The sequence below is a fragment of the Arcicella aquatica genome (assembly GCF_034928825.1).
In the GTDB taxonomy this organism is placed as follows: Bacteria; Bacteroidota; Bacteroidia; order Cytophagales; family Spirosomataceae; genus Arcicella; species Arcicella aquatica.
Genome location: NZ_JAYFUL010000031.1, coordinates 1 through 25,826, shown reverse-complemented (window position 1 = coordinate 25,826; position 25,826 = coordinate 1). Strand labels below are relative to the sequence as shown.

Genomic DNA, 25,826 nt, shown 5'->3' with positions numbered 1-25,826 from the left:
CCATGAATTTTAAAAAGACTTTTACACTCTGTGGCCTATTGGTCATGATGAATACTACTATTTGGGCAGCAAGGTTTGACTTGTTTTTCCCTCATTTGATGAAAGCTGAAGGATTATATTTTGTAATCATCCAGTATGATAAAGGCGGAGCCACCAAGTTTGGCATTACGCTTTATACCTATTTGATGTGGTGTAACCAAACCAAAGTCGTTTGGATTGGCTGCGACAAAGATAAAAACGGAGTCCTGAACGCTAATGATTTACGAGTAACCACCCTTAACGACGTTCGGCCAATTTATCAAAAACAGTACTGGGATACCTATCATTTATCCGAGGTAGATAATCAAGCCATTGCTGAAATTACCAGTGATCTGATTGTCAATTGTGGACCAGGTGTTAAAAACAAACATATCAAAGCGATTCAAACCTATTTGAAGTTAAAACCCGATGGGGTGATGGGGACAAAAACGATTGAGAAAATCAATAAAACGAATGCCAATCGCCTCTATCATTTTATTTATCAATACCGAGAAAAGCATTATTTAAAAATTGGCGTTGGCAAGCAAAAGAAGTTTTTAAAAGGATGGCTCAACAGGATTTCTACTTTAAAACAAATACACAAACATGAAAACTATATTAATCTTTAGTTGTATTACAGCCCTATCATTTTCATTTTTAGGGTCAATCAGTCCAGCCCACAATCAGGCAAAACCTAAAAAAGATACTACCTTTTACAAAGTTCAGCAAATCTCAACCATGAGGGTCAAGCTGGATAGTATAGAAAAATACTCCGAGGGACTTTGTGATACTTGCGTAGCTGCTTTCCGTGGAGCAATTGTCGAAAATAGAATTTTAGCCAGAAGAATTTCAGAGCAAAATTTTGAGATGCAAAAGCTTATTCAAAAAAATGATAGCCTATTAAAAGGCGATATCACCAAGAACGAGCTATGACAGAAATAATATTGGCTGGAGAAAAATTTCAGATTCCAGCAAGCTGGGAAGAAGTACCCATCAAAAAGCTTCCCAAACTGTTAGAGGCAATTTTTGTCAAACCAGAATCGCCCGAAACCTACCATGAGGTGCTGCGGTTGGTGCTGGGTATTAGCGAGACTACTTGGGGTAAATTCTGTTATCATTATTTTGGTAAAACACTGAGTGATGAAGTGAAAAATCAAAATGCTGAGGCCTTGCACCAAGTGCTAACATTGGTGAGCTGGATGTGGACTGACGACATGACCACCAAGCCTTTTGAATCGGTAACGGTAAAAGGTATTGAGCTGCTTTTGTTTGATGAAGGCTTTGTCAATATGAGTTTTGGGGAGCTGTCGGATGGCTATATCCATCTTCAGGCTTTTGTAAAACAGTTAGTAGTTGGCGACGAAAGGCTCAATTATCTGATCGCTACCGTTTGTCGACCAAGGCGAAGCGAAGCCTTTTATATGGAGGAAGCAAGCTGGAATGGTGACCACCGAACGCCCTACAATCCACATTGGTCGAAAGCCTTTGCTAAAGAGCTGGAGCAATTGGATACGGCTCAAAAGATTGCCATCATGGTGTATTTTGCGAGCTCGGTTAAAAGTGTTTTCGAGCAATACGAAATCATGGATAATGGGATTGATGGCGTAGGCGAAGATGATTATCCTGGGCAGGGATTAATCAAAAATCAGCACCTTTTAGCAGAGAAAGGAATCTTTGGCGATATGAGCCGTACACTTTCGGCCAATATCCACGATGTGTTTCTTTTTCTGGAGGAACATCGCAAAGATTTAAAAGAACAATTAGCAGCACAAAAACAACAACATAGTATATGACACCCACCACACATTTCTGGGATTTTATCAAACCTATTTGCCTTGAGCAAGAAGGGATTGTTTATGTGGCCATGTCGGACGGTGACAGGATGGATCGCTTTACAGCTGCTAGTGTTAGTACGGATGTTTATCCTGGTGTTTTTGTCATGCGACCCCGTTACCGAGTAAGGGAAACGACCAATGGACTAACCATTGCCAATTTTGATGTAAAGCTGTACATCTTGGAAAAAGGAGATCTGAGCGATTACGAAAGTCAAGACCAGGCATTTGAGTTTTGCGAGAAAACAGCCAGCCAAATCGTAAAGCAGCTGAACAGGCTTTATCTGGATGAAAAAGCATGTTGGTTTGATTTAAACGACGTTTCGCTAGATCCTGTGATGTACGTAACCTTGGATTCAGCGTGGGGTTATGAATTGACTATTAGGGTTGGATTGACGGCTAATGAATTTTATAATTAGTTTTTTTGCTGTAGGCGGTAGACTTTAGGCTATAAGCTTTTTTACCCGCTGATTTTCGCTGATTTGATACCGCTGATTTACACAGATTTTTAATGCCGATATCCAAAGTCCGAAAGCAGAAAGCTTACGGCCTACAGCGTATCGCCTAAAGCTTATTTTATGCCTGATCAATTACTTACCGATATTTCATTTGTTCCTTTGGTTTTTAGTCGAAACCGTTTGTTACATACTATTGAAGCGGCTGATCCTGAGATGACCTCAAGGGTGGGTTTAGCTTATTCTTTAGATATTCAAGTGCCAACCTTTCCTCAGTCGTTGGCTTTTGAATCTTTACACCAAAGTCGTGGAAAAGAAGCACCCGTACAGAGCCAAGGGAATACTAGCTCGTTTTCGGGAGCTTTGTTTGAGTACAATCGTAGAAACGGTAAATTAGACGGTTTGCTTACCTACCAAAAGCCCTATTGGAAGCAAAACAAAATGAGTACCGTTGTTAGCCAAACAACACCCTTTAAACTTCGTGAGGTTGTAACTGGTGGTACGCCAGCGGTAAATCTTGATGCTACTTTACCGACTAAATGGTGTATCAAAGCTGGGCTTTCTGACGAAGATTTTATTATCTGGCAGGATTCCTTCTGGAATGTAAATCAGGCTCAGAAACGCCAATTCTTGACGTGGCAACCCAACGAAAAGGTAATTGGTAAAACGCAGGAAGAATACCTTTCGTTTTTAATCAACTTTTTCCCTAGACCTTCCAAAGTATGTTTAAGAATAGAAGCTTACAAAGCCGATAAAACCAGCACGGTTTTCACCAAAGGTAATCTTGAAAACGTGGCCATGAATATGATTGTACTTTGTCCTGTGGGAGCTGAAGCTTTAGGGCTTGGCGATGATGTGGTGAAATATGATGTTTGGTTATCGGATGAACAAAACAGACGGTTTTCGGAAGTAAGAACTTATATCATAGATCCACAATTCAGACCTAACGAAAGACACATTTTGTTTAGTAATTCTTTGGGAGGTTTTGATACATTACGATTGATTGGTAAAGGCTCGGAAACCTTAAAAGTTACCCAGACATTTGCCCAAAGAGACAACCAACAAAAGAGTATTGATTGGCTGGAAATGGTGGCTATTAATACGGAGGGACATCGTGAATTGACGATTTCGACGGGTTGGTTTGATCGGAATGCTAAAAAGTATTTGCGGTATTTAGACGAGCTGATGTTATCCGATGAAATGTATTTTATCACAGAGAAAGGACATTTACCTATTCGTCGAAATACCAACGAATTGATAGACACCGAGGACAATACGGATGTAATAGCCAGAAGCTTTTCGTTTATGCTGGATAAAGTTATCCAGAATTATAGTGACGCACCAGGCACTGGAGCGACTCAAGCACGTGCTACGATTTGGGAAGGTTTAGACTTTTCGCATATTCTGGATGGTTTCGGAAAACGTACTGGCAGAATGAAGCCCGCTCGATTGCGAAAGGTGTATGAAGACGATAGAAGTATTTTTAAACCTTTGACAATGAAGCCCAATGTTGAAGGTGATGCTGATTATTTACCTTACTTGATTAACCCCAATATTACGCCTGGTAGTTCGCCTTATCCCAATACCGCTATTATCCGCTCAGGCACTTTTATCCGTTTAAATTGTAGCATGGGTAAAGTGGGAGGTTATGCCACGATTACCATCCCTGCAGGCAAATACGGAAGCGAAAGCCCAGGCGAAGCACAACAGCTGGCTGAGCTGGAATATACTACTACCAACACCCAAGAATACGCCAACCTATTTGGCGATTGTGTGCTCAATCCTTATGACTATACCTATGCTACCCCTGTAGGTTATGCCCATTTTAGGCAAACGGGTTTTGTGGGTGGCGACGGTGTATCAAAGGATGATCGTAATGGTATAGGTAAGGGTAATATGTGGTTTTTACAGAATCAGGTGGGGCAAACAGATGTTTATCCGCAGGGCTACTGGGGCTTTAATTTACCCACCAATTACCTAACAAACAGAGGATGGCGTTTTATCTTATACGGTGCTAATTTTGGTTTAAAAGTGTATGTAAATGGCAATTTGATTTATAATGTTGCTCAAGTACCTACAGCTGATAACTATGCCGATATTGAAATACCACATGCACAAATCCCGTCTGGATCAAGGGTATATCTTGTTAAAATTAGTTATTAGTGATTGGTGATTAGTCATTGGTTGTGATTGCCTAAAATACATTTCTTAAATTGATTTATATGAGTAGTTTAAACTTAAAAATTAATGGGCAAACGGTAGATGTTAGTACAGAAACACCACCAACAATAGATTTGATTAACCCTCATTTATTGTATGAGATGATTCCCGAGAGTAATATCAAATTGCCGAATTTACCCTTTAGTCCACGCAACCAAAAAGTATTTGGCTATTGGGAAGAACCCCAGACAGGTGGACACTTACCAGAATTTTTGTTTGAATATGTATTTGGTGGAGAGCTGATTCATGAAGGCGTTTTTAGCTTAAAAGAAGCCTCTCAGAAAAACGGTTATGTAGGTGATACAAAAGAGGCTTTTAGTAGTTTCTTTGGCGATTATCAAAGCCGTTTGCTTACTGAAATTTCCGAGTTTGGCACATTGCCATTAAACGTAGTTGATGGCGTTCATAGCCAAGGCGGAACAGAAGCCTACTGTTTGCCTACCATTGTAAATACGGCTTATTATGCGGATAAGGGAGCAACTATTGGCTACACCAACAAAGTAAATGATTATGTGGATGGTTCGTATTTACTAGCAAACAGTCCAAGAGTGCCATTTATGTTTGTGAAATGGGTATTGCTAAAAATTGCTGAAATTACTCAAACCACTATCACTGGAAGCTTTCTGGAGCATCCTACTTGGAGTAAATTAGTATTGTTTAATCTTCGGGCTTTGGATGGTGAAAATATTGTAAATGTTAGCCGACATTTACCTGAGCTGACAATAGAACAATTTTTATTGGAGCTTAGAAAATTGCCCAATCTAAAGTTTAGTATTGACCCAATAAACAAAGTATTTAAAATTGATTTTTGGGAGGACGACCTAGCTTTACCAGCCGTCACCGACTGGAGCGATAAAGGATTGGTTGGCGAGGTAAAAATACCAGAACAAAACCCAAGGCTACAGCTGGGCTATAAATTAGATGCTTCCGACGCTTTGGCAAAAGATAAACCAGCGGTTTTAGCCGACTATGTTACACCAGCCTACAGCAACCAGTATTATACAGGCATTGCCAAAGTTACCTCAGAGTTTTCAACAACGTTAGTCAATGAAGCCACAGGATTGGCCGAAGTAAGGCAGGAAGGTGTGACAGCCCAATTTGAACAATTAGCCAAAAAGGTAGCACCCAAACTATTGTTTTGGAATGGCATGGTTGACGGCTACCCACGGGCTTTACCAACCTTAAACGGTACATCACTTTACTGGAATGGAACGGATGGCTTAAAGGCCAAACATTGGTCGGTTTTGGAAAGTATGAGAGCTGGGCAGTTTTATCTAAAAAAGGAATTTGTATTGAATGAAGTAGATTTGGCGAAGCTTGATTTTACTAGAAAGATTTTTTTGAATGGTATTGAATATTTGGTGGCTCAGTTATCAGGGGAATTGCCTATTACGAAGGCTTTTAGTGGGTTGTTGGTAGGGAGTTGATTTGTTATAAAAACTGAATTGAAGGTGTGGTTTCACGGAGTCAACAATTTACCTGCAATAATACTTCCTTCTACATTAGCAATTGTTCCCCAAAATGCACTCATTAGATTGTTAGCGAAATTGTTAATTGTTGTTTTCATGTTTTCTCCTTTTTTGTTTACGTTGAAAAAGTTCATTTTACTAAAAATAATGCTCATAAAACTTATTACACAATGTACCAATAGAGAGAAAAATGGGATATTATCACAAGATATTGTTGAAATCGAAGTTGTTGACTCCGTGAAACCTAATATTGTTATTTAATTTTTAAACTGTAAAATAAAATATATTTTCTGGTATGTTAGCTTAAAAAACATGACTTTCAACTAAATAGTTCATAATTTGATTTTATCATTATAGAACTATTTATTACCCATTAGTTTCGTGGTTGGCTTTTAAATAATAAAGGAATTTATTTGGAATTCTGTGTATATAAAAATAATAATTATATAGCACTTTGTAAGTAAAAATAATACAGATATGTGTTTTTTGCTGTAATTTTTATTGTAAATTTAGCGTTATTTCACGGAAGCTACACGGAAGTAGTAAAGGAAAATAAGAATGAGAAAATTTGAAATAGTATGACAGCCATTGAAAAACATATATTTGCAAATAATCCTATGAAGTTTTCAGACAAACGTTCTGAAGCGTTGGATGAGGCCTTGAATATATTTTTGGAGACCTTTGATGAATATGCCTCTAAAAATGAGTTGTCAAATGTAGAAGTGACAGCTTTTAAAAAGCTTATTATTGATGCTTATCAAGAAAGAAAAGCTACGTATTTTCTTGAAAGCAGACTTGGTGATTTATCAGATTCCTTAGATAGAGCGTTTAAAAGAGTACTGGCTTCCACTTTTAACAGTGAAGAGAAAGAGGATAATTCTAATGTATTTTATTATAATAAAAAACACCGTTTAATAAGTAATGAGCAATATTGAAAAAACTGCTGAGAATGAGGAAAATGAGGCAAAAGCAGAAGTCGTATCTCCACAAGTACCAAAACAGAATGTAAGAGCGATGTTTCAAGAACTTGAAATAATGGCTATGCAGAAAGGTGGTAAAAGTACTTTAGATCTTAGTAAACTTGACAAGGAGCAAGTTGATAAGGTTTTGAATACGATGGCAGAAAATGAGAAAAATGCTTTTACTTTTAATTCAGCAAGACTTGATGCTATCAAAGAAATTGAGTTAAAAAAAATAGATGCTTCTGTTATCAATCAAAAAACATTTAGGTATGTATTATTAGGTGTTTTGATCGTAATGCCAATTATAACGATTTTGATACTTTTTTTTAAAGAAACATTCTTTATCCCTTGGCTAACCTTTTTAACGGGTATAGCAGGTGGATTTGGCTTAAGTAAAGCTACAAAAAGTGTATTGAAGCCACAGGATACAAAAAATCCTATTAAAGATGATGATGAATAGGGGTTACCTTTGTAAACAATTATAAAAATACCACTTAGCCATATACTTTAAAGCGTTGGCTAGTTCTTTTTCGTTAAAGTTTTCTTCTATTTCTGAGACTTCTAAAATAACAGGTAAATTTTTTCTTATTTGGATATATTGATTGGTTGGGACGTACTCGTCCATGGTAGAGAGGGTACGGAATTTTTTGATTTCCGCTATGAATTTGGGGTTACGTGTACATAAAATAAAAGCCGCTTCTGATGGTTCAGAAGCGGCTTTGTTGTTCTCGATGAGAACGTATTTAGGTTGATTCATCCTTTATAATTAAATGTGCCTTGAAATGCACTTTTGATTCTATTTCATTCGGTAATTGAATAATGTGAATATAATGTTCGCCAAACTCCCCAATGGTTAGGTAGAATGGTATCCAAAGTTTTTCACGGATATAGATCGGAACTTGTCTATCCTTGAATTTTTTGCCTTTGCTCACAATGGTATCAAAGTGAGCTTGGGCAACTGCTCTGCCGTTGCTGAATGTTGTTGTATCCATCATGTAACTCGTTTTTTACTCGGTGAGGCTCCGAAAAATGATTTGTACAAACTTAATGATTTTTTTAGGTACAAAAAATTGTCCTTAAAGGTTTGAGCTTGTAATCTGACTTTCGTGAAAATTTTCACCTAATAAAATAACATGAAGGAAAGTAAGATTGAATTGAAAACGCCTATTTCCTATTACGGAGGTAAGCAAAATATGTTAAAGCACATTCTGCCCAAAATTCCTGATCATTTCTTGTATGTAGAGCCGTTCTTTGGCGGTGGAGCTGTGTTCTTTGGGAAAAAGAAAAGCAATGCTGAAGTAGTAAACGACATTAATCAAAGGCTGATTACTTTTTACAAGGTACTTAAATATGACTTTGAAGAGCTTGAAAAATTGATTGATGAAACTTTTCATAGCAGAGCACAACACAAAGAAGCTGGAGGCGAATACAAAGATGGCATTGATGACATTAAAGACCCGCTGGTAATGGCGTGGGCGGTGTGGGTTCAAACAAACATGAGTTTTTCTTGTAAAATAGGTTCGGGCTTCGGCTATGATAAAGGTGGTAAATCACCTTTAAGACTGTTTAACAAAAAGCAACGCTTTACAGAGGGGTACCAGGAACGCATGAAGATGGTAACGATAGAAAGTTATGACGTGTTGAAAGTTATCAAAGCTTATGATTCACCAGAAACGTTTTTCTATTTAGATCCACCCTACATTTCGTCGGATCAGGGACATTACAAAGGTTATACTTTAGAAGATTTTAAAGCATTATTGGATGCTTGTGTAAACCTACAAGGAAAGTTTTTACTATCATCATACCCAGAAAATCTTTTGATGGAATACCGAGAAAAGTTTGGTTGGCAACATGAAGACCATGTAAAAAATCTTTCCGTTGATGGTAAAAAGAGCATAGGTAAAACAAAAACAGAATGCCTTACTTGGAATTATTAGCACAAAAGCCTCAGCCATTGCTGGGGCTTTTGTTTTGTCCTTTCTTAATGGCGGAGCTGTGCTGAAATTGGTACTTGATTTAAAATCTACACAAATGAATGAATCAATTACTGAGAACCTCGTTTTTGCTGAAATACTGAAAAGGTATGTGGATGAGGCCGAGAAAGCTTTTAGAAGACAAGTAAACGCTGAAGGGGTTGTAATGACTGGCGACCTCCTGAATAGTATTCGAGCTGGAGCAACCGAACGAGGAAAAGGCTTTATCATGGCCAGCGTCCACTATGATATGTTGCTTAGGATAAAAGATTTAAAGCAGCTGAATTTTGAGCGAATGCCACCGCTTTCGGCCATGGTAAAGTTTGTGGAAAAAGTAGGCGTTGGCTCGTTTCCTTATGTGCCTGGTTATCCCAAGGGAGTAAAGCCCAAAAGCTACACTGCCACGGTAGAAAGGATTGCTGAAGGGTTACGACACAAGTTTAAAAAAGAACCCAATGTAAAACGTGGCTACAGAGGTGTTTATAATGATCCAATGAAAAATGAAATACTCCCTAGGTTCTTTAGGGATTTGCGTGAACACGCTGGCATGGCCTCGTTACGTGATTTAGGCATCAATTTTTCTAAATAATCTACCCTTAAATATTCTACACCCAACATGGAATTTAGAGATACTGGAACGCTGGAGCTGAGGGCTCAGACCAGCGAATTTGACAAAAAGCTAAAGGAGCTAAATGACAATGCTTCTACCCTAAAAAAGACGCTGAAGGAAATAGAAACTACTGGAGCAGGCAAAGGCTCGGAGGAGTGGAAAAAGTATAAACAGCAACTAAAAGAAACCCAACAAGAAGCCGAGAAACTGGCTAAATCAATGAAGGGAATGGATGTTGGCAAAATGACCATTTCGCAACTAGAGCAACATACCAAAGCCCTGAATAAAGAATTAAAAAACCTTGACCCGAATACCAAGGCTTTTGTAGATGGCTCGAAGCGGTTACAAGAAGCCCAAAAGCGGCTTTCGGATTTAAGAACGCAAGTAAGGGGAATCCAAGAAGGTGGTGAAGCCTTGGCCAAGCCAACGATGTGGGATAAGATTTCGGGTGGAGTTGGTAAGGTAAACTTAGCATTTAAGGCCATGCTTGCCTTACAGGTGGTACAATGGGCGATTGACTTAGGGAAATCAATTTTTGGTACTACGCAAAAGCTGGAGAAGTATGAAACTGTTTTGGGAACGGCTTTGAAGTCACAGAAGCAAGCCAAAGAATCAATGGCGGCTTTGAAAGATATCGCAGCCAAAACACCCTTCTCGGTGGACGTGCTTACAGAAGCTTATGTAAAAATGGTAAACCGTGGATTACGCCCAACCCGTGAGCAAATCCTTTCCATGGGCGATGTGGCCAGTGCCTTGGGAAAACCCATGGAAGATTTGAATGAAGCGATTCTGGACGTAAGTAATACCGAACGCTGGAACGAGCTGGGGATTAAAGTACAAAAGTCGGGCGATAAAATCACTGGTACTTTTAAAGGCCAAAAAGTAACCATGGAAGCCACCGAAGAAGGAGCTTTGAAGATGGTAGCAGCCTTTGGTAAAATGGAAGGTGTGGCTGGGCAAAATGCCGAAATGATGACCAAGCTGGAAGGACAAACCTCAAACCTTGAAGATACTTTTATGCAATTGTCTGGAGCTGTGGGAGAGCAATTGAAACCGCTTTTCTATGCGTTGCTTTCGGTAGTAATCAATGTAGCCAATTTTTTACTAGAGCTGGCCAAAAACTCAGAGCCAGTGGTGAGTGTGTTTAGAACCTTGTGGACTCAGGTAACCAATGTGTATGATAGTTTGATGGGCTTGGTCTTACAAGTGTTCCCTGGTTTGAATAAACAAACAGTTTCGGCTTCGGGTGTAATGAAAGCCCTGGGCATTGCTTTTCAAAATGTGCTGCTTCCTTTAAAATTAGCCTTAACAGGTGTGCAAGCCATTATTGATGCCATGGCTACTTTATTTAATGGCGGTAAAGCTTTGGTAAAATTCCTGCAGGGAGATTTTACGGGAGCTGCTAAAGCTTGGGACGCCACTAAAAAACAAGCTTCATCCATGACTCAGCACGTGGTGGGTAATTTTGAAGAAATCAAGAAAGGCTATAAAAACGCTATGGTTGATACGCCAAAGAAGCTGGAACCTGAAGCCGTTTTGGCAGCCGCTACCACCGAAGGGAAAAAGCAAAAAGCCATGACGGAGGAACAAAAAAAGGCAGCCGAAAAGCGTGAAAAAGAAGCGGAGAAAAACCGTAAGAAAGAAGAAAAAGCCGAAGATAAGCACCTACAAGATGTTGCCAAAGCCAATGAGGAAGCCCTGAAAAAGATAGCTGAATATGAAGCCGAAACCAATATCAACAGCATTAAAGATGAGTTGCTCCGTGATATTGCCAAGATTGAAGAAAAAGCCAGGAAGCGAAAAGCTGAGGTAAATCAAACGTTAGCCGATGAGACGCTCAAGGAAAAACAGCGGGTAGCGATTGACAAAGAAGCCGAGGCTGAAATCCTAAAAATACGAGACGATTATAAGGCAAAGGAGGCTAAAAAGCAGGAAGAAGCGGCTACCAAGCGGCTTGAGAATAACAAGTTTGTGATAGAACAAGAACGCAAGGCCGAAAGTGCCATGCTGGACTGGAAGGAATTACAGGCTGGAAACAATGCCCATAAGCTGGCCGAAATAAAGAAAGAGCGGCTAAACCTTGAGCTAAAATACACCAAAGAAAAACTGGATGCGGAGCTGGCCGCTGAAAAGGCAAAAGCCGAACGGGAAGTAACGAATGCGGTTGATAAAGAAAAAACTTTAAAGGCACTTGAAAACCGTTACAATAATGAGAAGAAAGCCCAAACGGAAAAGTATGCTCAGGATATTTCAAAGATTGATAAAGACCTTACTGATGGCAAAGCGAGCAAACAAAAAGCTTGGAGTGATGTATTTTCAAACTTCCTGAAGGGGGATGTTTCTAAAGCGATTGATGCCGCTGGGCAGGTAGTACAAGGGGAATTGGCAGCATGGCAAACGAGGTTACAAAACAACCAAGAAAAGTATAATATGGTTGGGCAAATGGCACAACAAGCAGCCAGCTTTTTGGCTGATCTTGAAAAAGCGAAAGCCGATAAAGCCATTGCTGAGGCCATGCGTGAACGGGATGAAAAAGTAGCCATTCTACAGCAACAGCTAGACAAAAACAGTGCTGACCTAAACGCTGCCATTGACAAAGAACGAGCAGTAAAAGACCAACATTCGACGGCTATCAAAGAGCTAAAGGATACCGAGACCAATCGCATTAAAGATTTAGAGAAAATTCTGCAGGATGATACCATGGACAAAGCCGATAAGATAAAGGCTTTGAAGGAAAATTATTCGGAAGAATTTTTGAACATGAAGGATGCGGAGACGGAAAAGGTAAAGCAGCTGAAGGAAGAAGAAACCGAAAAGCTCCAGAACCTAGAACAGACCCTGAACGAGCAAATTTGGGATATGGAGTCGCAGCTACGAGCCACGACTGATAAAGCCGAAAAGGCAGCACTGGAGGAGAAAATCAGAAAGGCCAAAGAGGAAAAGGATGAGAAAATGGATGCCGCTGAAAAGACTATGAAGGCGGTAATCAAAGCGGCTGAGGACGAACGGGATGCTAAGATTGATGCTGGTGAAAGAACCTTGAAAAATAAGATAGATGAGCTGAATGATGAAACCAAGCAGGACAAGGCTCTATCAAAGGAAAGGATCGAACAGGCCAAGCAGGAAATGGACGATAAAGTAAAGGCTGCTGAGAAGGAAAAAGAAGAAAAGGTAAAAGCTGCTACTGATGAAAAGAACCGACAGATAAGGATTAAGAAGGATTTGGAAGCGGCCATCAAAGCCGAAAATGATAAAGCCCGAGAAACGGAAAAAAGAGAAAAACTGAGGGCTTGGGAAGCCCAGAAAAAAGCCGATTTGGCAGCTGCTTTAATCACTGGAGCACTAGCAACTTTAAAGGCTTTGGCCTCTGCTTTTTGGCCAGTGAACTTGGTTTTTGCAGCGGCTTCTGCCGTTATGACGGGGATTCAAGTGGCTAAGATTAACTCGCAACCGAAACCTACTTTTCATTATGGTTTTACGCCCCAAGCCAGTAAACATGAAAAGACTTATGGCAAGGGTGGCATTGCTTTAATTGATAATAAAACTGGTAGGGATTTGGGCGAAATGGAAGGTGGCGAAGCCATTGTAAATGCTGAACAAACGGAAATCAACCAACCCATTATTCAGAAAATGCACGAAAATGCTAAGAAGGGAATTAAGAAACCTGTTTGGCAAACGATGAATATGAAAGACCGACCGATGGCTTTTAGAAATGGTATTCCTTCGTTGAATAGTAAAGCGTTTGAAGGTAGAATGTACCAATATGGAACGGTGCTGGGTAAACGACGCTTTGAAGATGGAACAGACAGTTTTGCCATTGAAGGCTCGGCACTCAACCAGTCGAGTGAAGATATGCAACGTTCAAAAGAATTATCGGAAGAACAAATCAAGATTTTACGGGAGCAAAATAATAGCTTGAAACGGATTGTCCAGCAGAACGATTCAAGTATTTATTATAGCTATCAAACACGTGATGCGGTAAATAGAAACGTGGATGCTACCAACAATGTAGTGAATGCCATTCGTCAGCAAAATACGAACACAAAGATGGACTTCATGATTAGTTTGATTTCGGGTTTAGGAGCTAGGAAGTGAGGAGTTGGGAGTTTTGAGTGAGGAGTTGGGAGCTTTGAGTTGTGAGTCTTGAATCCTGAGTCTTGAATCTTGAGTCTTGAATTTAGTGTATTGATTTTGTATATTTGAATAATGATTTAAAGCTCTAAAATATGATTAAGAAAGTAGAATTCGCTGTACCACCACACATTAAAAAATTTATAGAAGGCACTTATGATGTAACCGACAAAGGGTTTGTGAAAGTTGAAAAACGGAGCGAGCTGGGGAGGTTGATTGAATTTGTAGAAAGAGTAGATCCATACCCTAAGAAGTACAAAGCGGATGCTAACTTGCCAGTGCTAAAGATTCAATATTATGATGAAAGTTACAGCACATATTTCCCGATTGATAAGATTAAAGAGTTTTGTAATTTACTAGATGCTGAATTTAGAAGAGCCTTGGTATGTGAAGTAAGGAGTGTACATGAGTATAGCCGAGTAGAAGATTATACGCCATTTGTTCGACGATTCTTAGACAGGTATGGTATCATTCCTGATGTGGATATCGAAATGGAAACGGCAAGGAAAGTTTACCGAGATTATTTAGTAAAGATTTCAAGAAATTTTCATAAAAACTTTTCGTAGATAAGTCCGCTCTGACGGACATTTGTCCGATTTTTCGGACTTTTGTCCGCTGGCAGGGACTTTCGTCCGATTGATAAAATACATAAAAACCGCTTTTGGATGATTCCTGAGCGGTTTTTTTTATTTGTCTATTCCTAGAAAAACGTGAATTTTTAGTCCGTTGAAATTGACTTTTGTAATTGTAGTTTTGAGCTAATATGAATACATCACTACAAAGATTTAGACAATGGAATGATAAGCCCAGCGTGGGGTATTTGACTCGCTTGGTATTATTTGAGCTGGAGCAAGTAATTAGCATTGAACCCGTAGGCATGGAAGTAACAAGCTCGGGAATTATGCTGGTTGCTGGAGCAAAAGGTGTTTTGTTTGAATTCAGCCAGAAGGTTTGCACATGGCAAGAAACTAAGGTAGATGATGAAGTTGGGGAGCTGTACACCGAAAACATAGAAATGCAGGTGTACGGACAAAACAAAGCGTTGCTGAGCTGGCTATATGCCAACCAAGCAAGGCGGTTTATAGGTTTTTGGCGAGATACAAATGGTGAGTGCTTTATGGCTGGTAATAAAGATAATGGGTTGAGATACCAGTACCGTAGAGCCATTACTGATAGAAGCATGATTCAGGTAAGCATTGCTGGAAAGTTTACCCAACCAAGTTACTTTTTGGATTCCTCTTTTATTAATACTGTTCAATTTCAACAATTTTAATTATAAAAATGGCACAAACAATCACCGTAAAACCAGAACATAGCAATAAGGCTCAAGTGTTTTTGGATGGTAAAACAATCCTATTGAATAACACCCTTACGCAGGAGCAACTTTTAGCGATCTGGTTAAAACCAGAGTTCAGGAGTTTCCTAGATATTACTTACACCAACATTGCCGATAGTTTTCCTGAAAACTTTGTGATAGATCCTAGTTTGTTTAATACCTATGATTCAGGACAAATTACCCACAATGCAGCCAAAACGGATTATCCAGCCAATACGCTCGGGAAGGTTGTGAATGATAATAAAGCCAGCTTTGATGCTTTGGCAGGTGGGTTTGGGCGACCTGCTCTTAGACCTATTTTGAATTTAGACTTTGCCAATGGTCGATTCCTTGACCCTGTGTATGCTTTTACCAGAAACAGTGTTGGGACTTACATTGACCGAAATGGCTTTGTAAAAACTGTTCAGGCGAATAAGCCACGCTTTACCTTTGACCCGCTAACTGGCGAAAGTTTGGGGCTGTTGCTAGAGGAAAGCAGGACAAATTTGATAAGATACTCTACAGACTTTTCAAATGCTGCTTGGAGGAAATCGACGTTGGCCATTGGTGCAAACGATACCATTGCTCCGAATGGAACGTTAGCCGAAGCGAGTCTTTTAACGGATAATTCAGTGGCTAGTGAATCAAATTTATCGCAAGCCGTTACCATTACTGATGCTACGACACATACCTTTTCGGTTTGGGCGAAAGCTGGTACGATAGGAACATCGTTTAAATTGCAGGTTACGTCTACTGGTGGGGGTGTAACGGTCACTTACAACCTAAACTTAGGTACAAGGTTAGCAGGGAGTACTTTTGGGGTAGGTTTTACGTTTGTCAATTCTGCCATGACACTTTATAATAATGGCTGGTATAGATGTGAGCTTGCGTTTACTTCTAGTGCATCTTTTGATTTAAGTGCTATCATTATTCCTGTTACGGGTGCACATACGGCTGGTGCTTCGCAGAATATTTATATCTATGGCCCACAATTGGCCAAGGGAGCTGATGCGACCTCGTATATTCCAACTTTTGCTACGACGGTAACCAGAGAGCAGGATATGATTGTGATAGCGGGAACGCAGTTCAGTCAACTTTTTGGAGCCATTACCAAAGGGACAATTTTTGTGAGTGCTGCCAAAGGAAAAGTATCGGTAACCAATGGTAAATATGCACTATTACAAGGAGCTGTTACTGGTGGGGGTTCCAATAGAGTTGGCGTCATGATTAATACCAATGGTAGTGCTGAGGGCTTCATTACTTCTGATGGTGTTGTACAAAACTCTGTTAATATTATTCCTGCTACCAACTCGGTTTTAATGGCTTATGGATTTGCCACTAATGATGCAAAATTATATGTAAATGGTGTGGCTTCTGCGGATGATAATGCGGTGGTAATACCTGCCCTGAATGAACTAAGAATTGGGTCGGATACTTCGCCCAATGCACCTGTGAAACAGATTTGTATTTGGGGTGAACGTTTAAGCAATACCGAACTTCAGTATTTATCGACACCAAGTACAAAACTTGGAAAGGATGCTAATCAAGCACCGTCAAATGGTGATTTGGCTCGTGGGGCTTATGTTTCGCCAGAAGCGATATTGAGAACTTTGGGAAAATCTACTTTTGCGGTGGATGGCACAGGAGCTAGTATCACGAGAAATGTTCGTTTCCCTTTTGATTTCACGTTTGAAGTGTTGGATAGCTCGGGGGTAACAACCATTACCACTACGCCAGCGAGCACCTGTACGGCCAATACCGACAACCCATTAACGTTTACCGCACCCGTTGGAAAGACGTTGTCTTATGCCATTACTCCTGTATTTTAAGCTTACAAAATAGAAATAGTATGAAAAGTGCCTCAATTAATATCGCTTTGCCTTATAAGGTAACGGTAATACCAACAACCATGCGTTACACGCTTTTAAGAGATTTGTTTGTAGCGGATGGTCAAAAGCTTTGTGAAATTTCTTATGAAATAATTTCAGAGAAATATATCAAAATGATTCCGAAATTAGATGAAAATGGTGTGCCAGTGATGAAATCAGGAAAGCCAGTACTGGAAGAATCAATCGCTGATTTTATAACACCTGTTTTGTTTGATACAGGTAGCAAGGCCATTCCTTTTGATTTGTATTTATTGATAGAACAAAACAGGGCTTTTCCGAGTGCTGAAACCTTGGCGACCATAAATACCGCTTTACAAAACTTTGCTTTTGAGGGTAGTCTTACAGATTTTAAATTGTCTGTTACCAATGTTCAGTAAGATTGTTGTTGTTTATAGGGAAGCTCCCACGGATAAAAGTGATTGGTGGGAGCTACATGAGCCGTTTGAAGAAATACTTTCAGACGGCTCGTCTGTTTTGGTAAACGCTGGGTATGTTACTGATTTTGCCAGTGTACCTCGCTGGCTCTGGAGTTTGTTCCCTCCCATTGGAAAATACAACAGGGCAGCTTTGGTGCATGATTATTTGTATGATTTACAGTATAGACAAAAAGAGCTAGGTGAAAAGGCTGCACGGAAATTTGCGGATGATCAGTTTTTGTATTTGGCTAATAAAGTGAATGATGAAAATAAATTTACAAATTATGTAATGTATTTGATGGTCAGATTGTTTGGTAAATATGCTTGGAGAAAAGCTAAGTAAAATATTTTTAAAAATTTAAACCCAATACCCTTATTGTATGGAAACAATCGAAAAGAAATTGTCAAATTTCTTTGATTACAGTGAATTTAATGAAACTACGCCTGAATTAGTTGACTACAGGTACAATGTAATAATTGTTTTAGAATTAGAATTATTTGGAGATAATTTAACTGAAGAAAGTAAATTAAAACAAGAGGTAAATATTCAATATGAATTTGATACCCTATTTAATGAGAAATCTTGTTTTATAGAACCAAATAAAAAGAAATACAAAATAGGTTTTATCCATAATTTAATTAAAAGATTTTTTTATTTAGAAGCCGATCAATCTTTGACACATGTTAATTTTGAAAAAGATTATAAAGGTGATGTTGGGCAAGTAATAAGAGCCATAAATGTTTCAAAAGTAAAATTTATAAAAATAGAATTTGTATCTCGCTTCGATCAAATTTAATATACTATTCTGTCCTTCATTAATGGTTTTTTAGCCATGATATTCGTAGAAAAATTCTACAAATATCATGGCCAATTTATTTACTGAGCATATATGGAACATTGAAGAATCGTATTTAAGAGTTAGCAACAAGCAAACAGCCAGCGGAGCTTTAGGGCTTTTTGATGTGTTGGGAGGTGCTAAAAATATGCTTACTGCGGATGATGCCAAGTGGTATAACCAGTATTTTACTAAGAAGTTATCTAATAATCCTAATGTGTTGGTACTACCCATTTTTGGGGAAATGGGTCGCTCGAGTAATGAACTGATAGCCGACCTTTTGGCATCGGCCAAAAAAGATGATGCTTACAGAGCATCGGTTCTCAAAATCAATACACCAGGAGGGACAGCTGATAGTTGTTCATTATTGGCTGATGCCGTAAATGAATTTAGAAAAGCTAAACCCTTGTTAGTACAGACTGCTAAATGTTATTCTGCAGGGTATTTTGTAGCCTCGCAAGCGGATGAAATTTGGCTTGAAAACGATTCTTCTACAGGCATTGGATCAATATCTTCCTTAATCTTTTATGAAAATCATCAAAGAGAATTAGAACAACAGGGGATTTCATTGGAGATTTTTAGAGCCAAAGGTGGCGAGCGTAAAGCGTTGATTAATATGTACGAGCCTTTAACCGAAGAGACTAGGGCAATACTACAAAACCAAGTGAATATGGCCAGACAGGAATTTGTAGGGTATGTAAAACGTGGACGTGTAGGTAAGATAAAAAACGAAGAAGTTTTTAAAGGTGATACTTATAACATCAAACAAGGGCTGGAGCTTGGATTAGCGGATAAGGTTGGCTCACTTTCGGACGCTATAAAGCGAAGCTTACAACTTTCAAAAGGTTAAACAATTAATATTTCTACACATGAGTAAACCAACAACGGTAGCCAAAGATTGGCTACAAGAACATTTACCAAAGAGTTTCAAGATGATGTCTGAAACGATTTCAGCGGAACAATTAGCGACATTTTCGGAAGAAATGACGGAGCTGAAAGCCCGATTGGATACTCAGCAAGAGGGTAATATGAAACTCAAAGAAGATTATGATGCCGAAAAGGTTAAAAATTCAGATTTGGCTCAAAAGGTAACGGATTTAGAAACCACTAAAAACGATTTATCAACTAAGCTAGCCGACACTGAAAAGGAGCGTAATACTTATAAAGAGTTTTATGATGAAAAAGCAAACCTTGGAAACAAATTACCAGGAGCAGATGCCAGTGATAGTGCTGCTAAAAACAAAGGTGAATTAGCGAAGGATCATCCGATGTCTATTTTGCTGAGTAAAGCGAAAAACTAGCTTTGAGCTATGAGTGATGAGCTTTGAGAAGCTACGCAGGCTTCAATTATATCAAGTTTATTTTAACAACAAAAAACAAAAGATTATGCCTATTACTAGTTCTATTCAACCAAATTTTGATTCGTTGCCAGATGAATTAGAAAATTTGATTTCACAGTCGCCTATCGTTATCAATGAGTCGGTAATGGATGGTTTCGGGAAAATCAGAAATGATTTTAACGTAGAACAAACAGACTCTAAAACCCCGATTGTAAGCATCATTACCAAGGATGCCAATCAACCAGCTAAAGACGATTTTACACCAACGGCTGACGCTGTAAAGATTGGAGCAAAATTGCCAACGTTTTTCGATATCGACATTGACTTGGTATTGAAACGAAGTGATATTTTGAAGATTTTCAGAAGTTACGAACGTTTGGTTACGTCTGGAGCGATGACCAAAGAACAAGTGCTGGCCAACCCTTGGGAGCTGTTCTTTATTGGGCAAGTCTTGAAGAAATCAGGTGAAGGTTTGGCACTTTTCGGGACTTATAAAGGGGTTTTCAATCAAGCTGGTTTTGGCTCAATGTCTTCTATCGACGGTTTGATTAAGAAGTTTACGGCAGGTAGAGGAGCTGGTGGGGATATCCCAAGCAGCAACGTGTTGAACTCGGTAGGTACAGCCTTGAGCGTTACGAACATTTATGACGAAGTTAGAGCGATTTGTGCTTTGACAGACGTCAATCCAGCCTTATCAGCTAAACCATTGAAATTTAAGATTTCGCCAACAAACAAACGTTTATACGATGCCAACCGTAGAGCGAAATTCCCGAATACAGTCGGGCCAAATGAGATTGCGACCAAGGTTGATGACTTTGATAACATTTCGTTTGACGTAGATCCTGCCTTGGCAGCAAGCAATATGATGTTTATTAGTCCCGATTTGTTCTTCTTTACAAACGAAGATACTGGCAAGTATCAAGTAAAAATGAAAGAGCAAATCAAATGGTTTGAGCTTAATATTCTTTATTCTGCTTGTGTGGAGTATGGTTTGGGCTCGGAATGGTTTGGTAATAATAGACTTTAGGAAGTTGTGAGTTTTGAGTGATGAGTTTTGAATACAGGTAATAATTCAAGAAATATATAAAATGACAAAATTAAAAACGCTTATTGTGCTGCTTTGTGTAGCCTTGGGCATCGCTACTTTTATTAATACAGCCAATCCGATTTTATCTATGTTTATGATGTTGTCGGGCAGTATAGGGCTTCAATTGGTTACGGGCGTAACATTAGAAAACCCTTCAGGAATGTTTTTTGCCACGGCTTTGACGGGAATCAGAAGAAGAAGCCAAAACCCACAGCTGGGAGGCTCAAAACGACTGTATATCATTTTGACAGAAGACATTTTGAATGAGTTTATTGATTATGAACTCATCAAAAGTTCAGGCAAGTATTCGGGAGCGATTCCGTTGGCAGCTGGGAAAATGGCTGTTGAGATTGAAGCTTGGTACGATACGTTAAAATGGGATGGTGAAATGAAGATTGGAGCTGGATTTACGCAGGGGATTGAATTTGATATTTTAGGGTTTGATGCTGATATCGCCAAATTAATGGCTCTTTTGTATGAAACGCCTGTAAACATCATTGTTCAGGGGAACGATAACAGCCTTTATTATTTGGGTGATAAGTACGTGCCGTTGATGTTCGAGGCTAAATCATCTACACCAGCCAAAGGAACTGAACGTAAGAAAACCACCTTCACGGCCAAAAATGACGGTTATACACACCCAGTGTGTCCGTTGGCTAATACTGTGACGTTTGCTGTTGCTGCATTACCAGCCTAATTATTCAACCTTTAGCGTGTCGAAAAGATTGACACGCTATAAATTTTATCACAATGGCACTCAATAAGTATAAAGTCGTTGATCAAGAAAACGCAGGGAAAGTCCACACTTTTGTCATGGGTCAGACCAAGTACATTAATGATGGGTTGACCGATGAAGAGGCCGAAGTGCTTTTTAACAATGGTAATCCGTTCATTGCTATCAATGAAAATTATCATGAAGAGCCAACACCTCCAAGCGTTTATAAAAACCTTTTATCCCCTTCAATCAAATAATGAAATCAGAAAGATTATTTGCCGATATGCAATTGGCAGAAATGGAACATAATGCTTTTAAAACGGAAGCCTCCAAAGAAAAGCTTGAGCTGGCTACTTTGGCTTATGAGAACGCCTGTGCGAAAGAAGCTGAAGAAAGCGATAAAGCGGACGTAAATGCAAAACCAGTTCAAAAGTCTACAGTAAATAAAAAAGAGGTTGTTGAAACCAAAGAAGTTTCTAAACCAGAACAAACACAAGATGACTCTAAGAAAGCTGATAGTGTGGCTGATCAGGCTACAAAAGAAGAAAAGGCAACTCAGGAAACGTCGATAACTGACAATCAAGCAGCAGCTACTGAAGAAAAAAAAACAGTTTAGAAAATAGTTCTACACCAATAGAGTTGGAGCGGCTCATGATGGAAGCGGAAACGTTGCATCGTGATGCCGCTCTTTTGTCTAATAAGCTACACACTTTTGATGATAACGACGTGGATGGCGTTAAACCAATCATTGATCAGATTAGGGAAAAACGAAATCAATGGAAAGAGCGAAGAATCAAAATTGCACATTACGAAAAGTTTGGAAAGTTACCTGAAGAAAACGTTTCAAAAGCTACTGGCAACCCACAAAAAGAAGGAGAATTAAGGCATGAATTACAATTATTGAATACGGCCATTTGGAAGCTTGATCAAAAGATTGCTGAAAAGCCAGAGAGCTCCAAGGTTGGAGAATGGTCGGAAAAACTGGCCAAAAGTAAATTAAGGAAAGAAGAAATTAACCAAGAATTGATTCGCTTGAGATATGAGACAACATAATAAATACCTGGATAAAGTCTATGAAGAAATGAGCGTCTTCAGGGAGCATTTACTATTAGGAAAAGAGCTCACACCGACCCAAGCCGAAACGTTCAATAAAATTGATATTGCACGGAGCTGGCTAAAAGACGGTTATTCTGATACGGAAGTAATTCAACTATTAAAGAATGATAAGCAAGTAAAAGTACAAGATAGACGAGCCAGAGAAATTTTGGCAATGACCTATGAAACCTTTGCTGAGCTTCGCCAGCTCCGCAATAAAGAAGGTATCAAATTTTTGTATGCTGAGATGTTTCGGGAAGCAGCCTACAATGCCAAAAACGCCAGTGATTTTGATGCCTATTTAAAGCTAATGAAAGAAGCAGCCAAAATCGACGGAGCTTATGATGAAATCAAAGCTAACATTGATGAAAAGAAAAAACCGACCAAAATTGTCATTAAAAGAGTTGAAGTAAATAATAATTACGCTACACCGAATACCATAAAAGATACAAATTATGAGCTTATTGGACAAGATTCAGAATGTTCAGGTGAACAACAAACAAGCTGATTTTTTAGAAGCTGTTATGTTTAATTTAGATTCTCAAGGAGTAAAAACTGCGGGAATTGTGGGTGGAATTGGATCAGGAAAATCAGTCGCTTTGGCCGACTTAATCATGATTATGAAAGAAGAATTGCCCCGAGCCAAGGGGCAATTTGCTTGTATAACCATTACCCAAGCAAAGCGTTCATTGATGCCTGGTCTCAAGGCGACTTGGAGCGATGAAAACCGCTGGGATTGTAAACCCTATAATTGGGATACGGGTCATGGCGATTATGTGCTTTGGCGTGAACCTCCTAAAAATTGGGATAGGCCATTCCAAGAGCCCGACGACTGGAGTAACTGTATCAGTTTCCCGAACGGCTTTGTCGTGGAGCTTTGTGCTTATAAACTTACGCCCGATATCCACCGTGGACGAAATGACGATTTTGTGATTATGGATGAAGGGCTTTTGTTCAAACGAGAATGGCTGAAAATTTTGATTGGTAGGATACGAGCCAATAAAGGGAAATTCCATAGTAATTTACACTGGGGATTTTATTTCTTTTCGTCGCCACCCTATGGTACTAGTGGGGAATGGATGTTTGAATATGAGGAGCTGGCCAAGAAGCATCCTGATAAATACTTTTTTGCCCATATTAAAACAAAGGATAATCAAGCATTTTTGCCTGAAGACTATATTGATAACCTTAGAGAAACATTGACTGATCTGGAGTTTGATGTTGAGGTAGAGGGAAACAGGCTGGGTAAAACACCAAAGACGTTTTATCCTGCTTTTGAATTGTTGAAGCATTGCCCAGCTGACTTAGAATATTATACCCAACATAGACCGCTTGAAATATCGGTTGACTTTAATGCCCATTTCACGAGCTGTACGATATGGCAGCCTGATGGTATGGAGCTCAAACAAGTAGCTGATGCGTTCGTAAAGACACCTAAGAATAACAAGACCATGGCTGAGACGCTGGCCGAGAAGGTAGTGGAGCAATATGGTAACCATGGTAAGAAAACGGTGTATATTACGGGTGATAGGAATGGTGGGTCTAAATCTGCTGGGACTAAATTTAGGGATGGTAAATGGCTAACTTTATTTGACCTGTTTTCGGAAGTATTTTCGGAGGCTGGTTGGGAAGTATTTTTACAGCCGCTCACATATAATTTAGAGGGAACGGAAAAGTTTTTTCTGATACATGATATTCTTTCTGAGAAGAACCCTGATGAATTTAAGGTAAGGATTAACCCAGTCCAAGCACGCTCTACCATACGCTCGATAGAGATGACACCCATACACGACGACTACAGTAAAGACAAGTCGAGCGAGGGTAAGGCCAGCACACCACAAGAGCAGGCCACACACCTATCCGATACCGTCGACTACTACATCACTTGGAAAAAGAAGCAAGGCCTCGGCCACCTACCCACGGGCTTCGACATCGACTTTATCTAACCACCCAGGGCGACCTTTCAGCTATTCGGCAAACTGGAAAGTGGAAATTTCCAAAACGGCAAAGGGCGGGCTTTAACGGCAGACTTGAAGGATTAAAAAAAGATACAAAACTCGTAAACACCTAAATTTCATTGAATTAATTAGATGAGTATTATAAAAATGGTGCAACTTTTTTTTTTAAGATAAAAAAGTTAAATTGTTATCTCAAATTACTTATAAATACTTGATAAAGTATAAAAAATTGCATCTAGTTTAAAACAATAAAATCTAAATAAATGAAAGGGAATGAAAGTTTTGAAGAGAGCAAAGTTAACTACAGAAAAGCTTTGGCAGCTTTTAAAAACACAGGTAAAATAGATGATGAGTGCTTTTATCATGATAAAAGTACATGTAAAGGTAAAATAAAACTATCACATAGTATTCAGAGAAATGGTAGGCTCTCGATTATTGAAGGAGATATAAATGGTAATAAACAAATTTATACTTTTACTGATTATGAAGTTGGTGAAACCACACAAGTAATGAGATTGAAGCCGATAGGAAAAGGGAGTGCATCTACTTTTTTTGGTTTTTGTGATCATCACGATACAACATTATTTTCTCCTATAGAAAATAATAAATTTGATAACAGTGATAAGCACTGTTTTTTACACACCTATAGGGCATTTGCACATTCATATCATAGAAAAAAGGAGGAAATTAAGGCATATAATACTGAATCATTGTTTACTGAAAATATACCTATAGCTGATTTATATTCTTTTAGGAATGGACTTGAATTATCAAAAAATGACCAATTATCTGCAAAGAATAAATTAGATTCATTAATTGAAAACGAAGAATATAACGGATTAGAGTATTTAAGCATTATAGTTCCATATAGTATTCCGATAGCTTGTTCCTCTCAGATATCACCATTTTGTACCTATTCAGGTAAGCCTTTTAACAATCATTCAGATGCAGAGAAGCTTTATTCTATCATTATGATTACCGTTTTACCAGATCATGATCAAACTATAATAATTCTATCTTGTTTTCCTGATGATGATTTAGGAATGGTGTTTTTAGATGAACTTGATCAACTTTATGACAAGGAAGTCACATTGTTTTATAGAGCAATTTCAGCTATTCTTATTAATTATGCAGAAAATACTTTTTTTGCACCTGCTTTATGGAATGCCCTTGGAGTTTCAGGGCAAAAAAACTTATGTAAAGAATTAGAATATTCAACTTCAGAACACATAGATATTAATTGTTTCCCAAAAAGTAATATAAACTTTTTTAATAAAAAATTCTCCACAAACGAATTACGAATTAAATAAAAATACATTTTAAATAGCCAGAGATGTTACCCTCTGGCTATTAATCCTTACATATTCTCAAGCTCCTTTACCACCCTTGGCTTCCCTTTAGTAATATAATTATTTGATTATCAATACATTATAAATAAAATAACCCCGAAAAAGTGTCAATATTGGCAATTTTCAGGGTTTTTCTGTATTTTGTTTCTGCTAAAA

The 25,826-nt window shown here is 38.7% G+C and carries 29 protein-coding genes; 27 read left to right on the top strand and 2 right to left on the bottom strand.

The window, feature by feature from the left end; genetic code table 11:
- Window positions 1–2 precede the first annotated feature (2 nt).
- From VB264_RS16845 to VB264_RS16810, 8 genes are all read left to right on the top strand, one after another.
- Window positions 3–647, top strand: coding sequence for a glycosyl hydrolase 108 family protein (locus VB264_RS16845; RefSeq protein WP_323251114.1), 645 nt, complete (start codon window positions 3–5; stop codon window positions 645–647).
- Window positions 625–951 (top strand): hypothetical protein, encoded by a 327-nt coding sequence (locus VB264_RS16840; protein WP_323251112.1) that lies wholly within the window; start codon window positions 625–627, stop codon window positions 949–951. Before VB264_RS16845 ends, VB264_RS16840 begins: the two co-directional genes overlap by 23 nt.
- The gene (locus VB264_RS16835; protein ID WP_323251110.1) at window positions 948–1,811 is read left to right on the top strand and encodes a hypothetical protein; all 864 of its coding nucleotides are present in this window, start codon (window positions 948–950) and stop codon (window positions 1,809–1,811) included. Before VB264_RS16840 ends, VB264_RS16835 begins: the two co-directional genes overlap by 4 nt.
- The gene (locus tag VB264_RS16830; protein WP_323251108.1) at window positions 1,808–2,269 is read left to right on the top strand and encodes a hypothetical protein; all 462 of its coding nucleotides are present in this window, start codon (window positions 1,808–1,810) and stop codon (window positions 2,267–2,269) included. The genes VB264_RS16835 and VB264_RS16830 overlap by 4 nt, the downstream gene beginning before the upstream one ends.
- Before the next feature lie 159 nt (window positions 2,270–2,428).
- Entirely contained in the window at window positions 2,429–4,468 is a 2,040-nt protein-coding gene (locus VB264_RS16825; protein ID WP_323251106.1) for a DUF5977 domain-containing protein, read from the top strand.
- A 59-nt stretch (window positions 4,469–4,527) separates the two neighbouring features.
- Window positions 4,528–5,952 carry a hypothetical protein gene (locus tag VB264_RS16820; protein ID WP_323251104.1) on the top strand — a complete coding sequence of 475 codons (1,425 nt, stop codon included), beginning with the start codon at window positions 4,528–4,530 and terminating at the stop codon, window positions 5,950–5,952.
- 620 nt (window positions 5,953–6,572) lie between these two features.
- Complete coding sequence (locus VB264_RS16815; RefSeq protein ID WP_323251102.1) at window positions 6,573–6,929, top strand: hypothetical protein; 357 nt, start codon at window positions 6,573–6,575, stop codon at window positions 6,927–6,929.
- Window positions 6,916–7,416: a hypothetical protein gene (locus VB264_RS16810; protein WP_323251100.1), complete on the top strand. Its 501-nt coding sequence runs from the start codon at window positions 6,916–6,918 to the stop codon at window positions 7,414–7,416. The genes VB264_RS16815 and VB264_RS16810 overlap by 14 nt, the downstream gene beginning before the upstream one ends.
- Window positions 7,417–7,419: 3 nt before the next feature.
- Here VB264_RS16810 and VB264_RS16805 read toward each other — a convergent pair whose 3' ends face one another.
- Together VB264_RS16805 and VB264_RS16800 are read right to left on the bottom strand one after the other, a co-directional pair.
- On the bottom strand, window positions 7,420–7,713 hold the full coding sequence (locus tag VB264_RS16805; RefSeq protein ID WP_323251098.1) for a hypothetical protein: 294 nt from the start codon (window positions 7,711–7,713) through the stop codon (window positions 7,420–7,422).
- Window positions 7,700–7,948, bottom strand: coding sequence for a hypothetical protein (locus VB264_RS16800; protein ID WP_323251096.1), 249 nt, complete (start codon window positions 7,946–7,948; stop codon window positions 7,700–7,702). The genes VB264_RS16805 and VB264_RS16800 overlap by 14 nt, the downstream gene beginning before the upstream one ends.
- 141 nt (window positions 7,949–8,089) lie before the next feature.
- Here VB264_RS16800 and VB264_RS16795 point away from each other — a divergent pair, with 141 nt between their 5' ends.
- The 19 genes from VB264_RS16795 (at window position 8,090) to VB264_RS16705 (ending at window position 25,631) form a co-directional block, all read left to right on the top strand.
- On the top strand, window positions 8,090–8,893 hold the full coding sequence (locus tag VB264_RS16795; protein ID WP_323251094.1) for a DNA adenine methylase: 804 nt from the start codon (window positions 8,090–8,092) through the stop codon (window positions 8,891–8,893).
- Window positions 8,894–8,987: 94 nt separating this feature from the next.
- On the top strand, window positions 8,988–9,518 hold the full coding sequence (locus VB264_RS16790) for a hypothetical protein (RefSeq protein ID WP_323251092.1): 531 nt from the start codon (window positions 8,988–8,990) through the stop codon (window positions 9,516–9,518).
- Between the two features lie 27 nt (window positions 9,519–9,545).
- On the top strand, window positions 9,546–13,634 hold the full coding sequence (locus VB264_RS16785) for a hypothetical protein (RefSeq protein WP_323251090.1): 4,089 nt from the start codon (window positions 9,546–9,548) through the stop codon (window positions 13,632–13,634).
- Between the two features lie 131 nt (window positions 13,635–13,765).
- Window positions 13,766–14,236, top strand: coding sequence for a hypothetical protein (locus tag VB264_RS16780; protein ID WP_323251088.1), 471 nt, complete (start codon window positions 13,766–13,768; stop codon window positions 14,234–14,236).
- A gap of 197 nt (window positions 14,237–14,433) precedes the next feature.
- On the top strand, window positions 14,434–14,943 hold the full coding sequence (locus VB264_RS16775; RefSeq protein ID WP_323251086.1) for a hypothetical protein: 510 nt from the start codon (window positions 14,434–14,436) through the stop codon (window positions 14,941–14,943).
- Between the two features lie 8 nt (window positions 14,944–14,951).
- A complete protein-coding gene (locus VB264_RS16770) occupies window positions 14,952–16,814 on the top strand; it encodes a phage head spike fiber domain-containing protein (RefSeq protein WP_323251084.1) in 1,863 nt (620 codons plus the stop codon).
- A gap of 20 nt (window positions 16,815–16,834) precedes the next feature.
- Window positions 16,835–17,251 carry a hypothetical protein gene (locus VB264_RS16765; protein WP_323251082.1) on the top strand — a complete coding sequence of 139 codons (417 nt, stop codon included), beginning with the start codon at window positions 16,835–16,837 and terminating at the stop codon, window positions 17,249–17,251.
- Window positions 17,241–17,633, top strand: coding sequence for a DUF1353 domain-containing protein (locus VB264_RS16760; protein WP_323251080.1), 393 nt, complete (start codon window positions 17,241–17,243; stop codon window positions 17,631–17,633). Before VB264_RS16765 ends, VB264_RS16760 begins: the two co-directional genes overlap by 11 nt.
- Before the next feature lie 37 nt (window positions 17,634–17,670).
- Window positions 17,671–18,087: a hypothetical protein gene (locus VB264_RS16755; protein ID WP_323251078.1), complete on the top strand. Its 417-nt coding sequence runs from the start codon at window positions 17,671–17,673 to the stop codon at window positions 18,085–18,087.
- A 67-nt stretch (window positions 18,088–18,154) separates the two neighbouring features.
- The gene (locus VB264_RS16750; RefSeq protein ID WP_323251076.1) at window positions 18,155–18,976 is read left to right on the top strand and encodes a S49 family peptidase; all 822 of its coding nucleotides are present in this window, start codon (window positions 18,155–18,157) and stop codon (window positions 18,974–18,976) included.
- A 19-nt stretch (window positions 18,977–18,995) separates the two neighbouring features.
- Window positions 18,996–19,427 carry a hypothetical protein gene (locus VB264_RS16745; RefSeq protein ID WP_323251073.1) on the top strand — a complete coding sequence of 144 codons (432 nt, stop codon included), beginning with the start codon at window positions 18,996–18,998 and terminating at the stop codon, window positions 19,425–19,427.
- Window positions 19,428–19,512: 85 nt separating this feature from the next.
- Window positions 19,513–20,493: a hypothetical protein gene (locus VB264_RS16740; RefSeq protein WP_323251072.1), complete on the top strand. Its 981-nt coding sequence runs from the start codon at window positions 19,513–19,515 to the stop codon at window positions 20,491–20,493.
- A gap of 61 nt (window positions 20,494–20,554) precedes the next feature.
- Window positions 20,555–21,250 (top strand): hypothetical protein, encoded by a 696-nt coding sequence (locus VB264_RS16735; RefSeq protein ID WP_323251071.1) that lies wholly within the window; start codon window positions 20,555–20,557, stop codon window positions 21,248–21,250.
- Between the two features lie 53 nt (window positions 21,251–21,303).
- On the top strand, window positions 21,304–21,525 hold the full coding sequence (locus VB264_RS16730) for a hypothetical protein (RefSeq protein WP_323251069.1): 222 nt from the start codon (window positions 21,304–21,306) through the stop codon (window positions 21,523–21,525).
- A complete protein-coding gene (locus VB264_RS16725) occupies window positions 21,525–21,884 on the top strand; it encodes a hypothetical protein (protein ID WP_323251067.1) in 360 nt (119 codons plus the stop codon). Before VB264_RS16730 ends, VB264_RS16725 begins: the two co-directional genes overlap by 1 nt.
- A 35-nt stretch (window positions 21,885–21,919) precedes the next feature.
- Window positions 21,920–22,321, top strand: coding sequence for a hypothetical protein (locus VB264_RS16720; protein WP_323251065.1), 402 nt, complete (start codon window positions 21,920–21,922; stop codon window positions 22,319–22,321).
- Complete coding sequence (locus tag VB264_RS16715) at window positions 22,308–22,871, top strand: hypothetical protein (RefSeq protein WP_323251063.1); 564 nt, start codon at window positions 22,308–22,310, stop codon at window positions 22,869–22,871. The genes VB264_RS16720 and VB264_RS16715 overlap by 14 nt, the downstream gene beginning before the upstream one ends.
- Complete coding sequence (locus VB264_RS16710) at window positions 22,819–24,309, top strand: hypothetical protein (RefSeq protein WP_323251061.1); 1,491 nt, start codon at window positions 22,819–22,821, stop codon at window positions 24,307–24,309. The genes VB264_RS16715 and VB264_RS16710 overlap by 53 nt, the downstream gene beginning before the upstream one ends.
- A 275-nt stretch (window positions 24,310–24,584) precedes the next feature.
- Entirely contained in the window at window positions 24,585–25,631 is a 1,047-nt protein-coding gene (locus VB264_RS16705) for a hypothetical protein (protein WP_323251059.1), read from the top strand.
- Window positions 25,632–25,826: the final 195 nt, after the last annotated feature.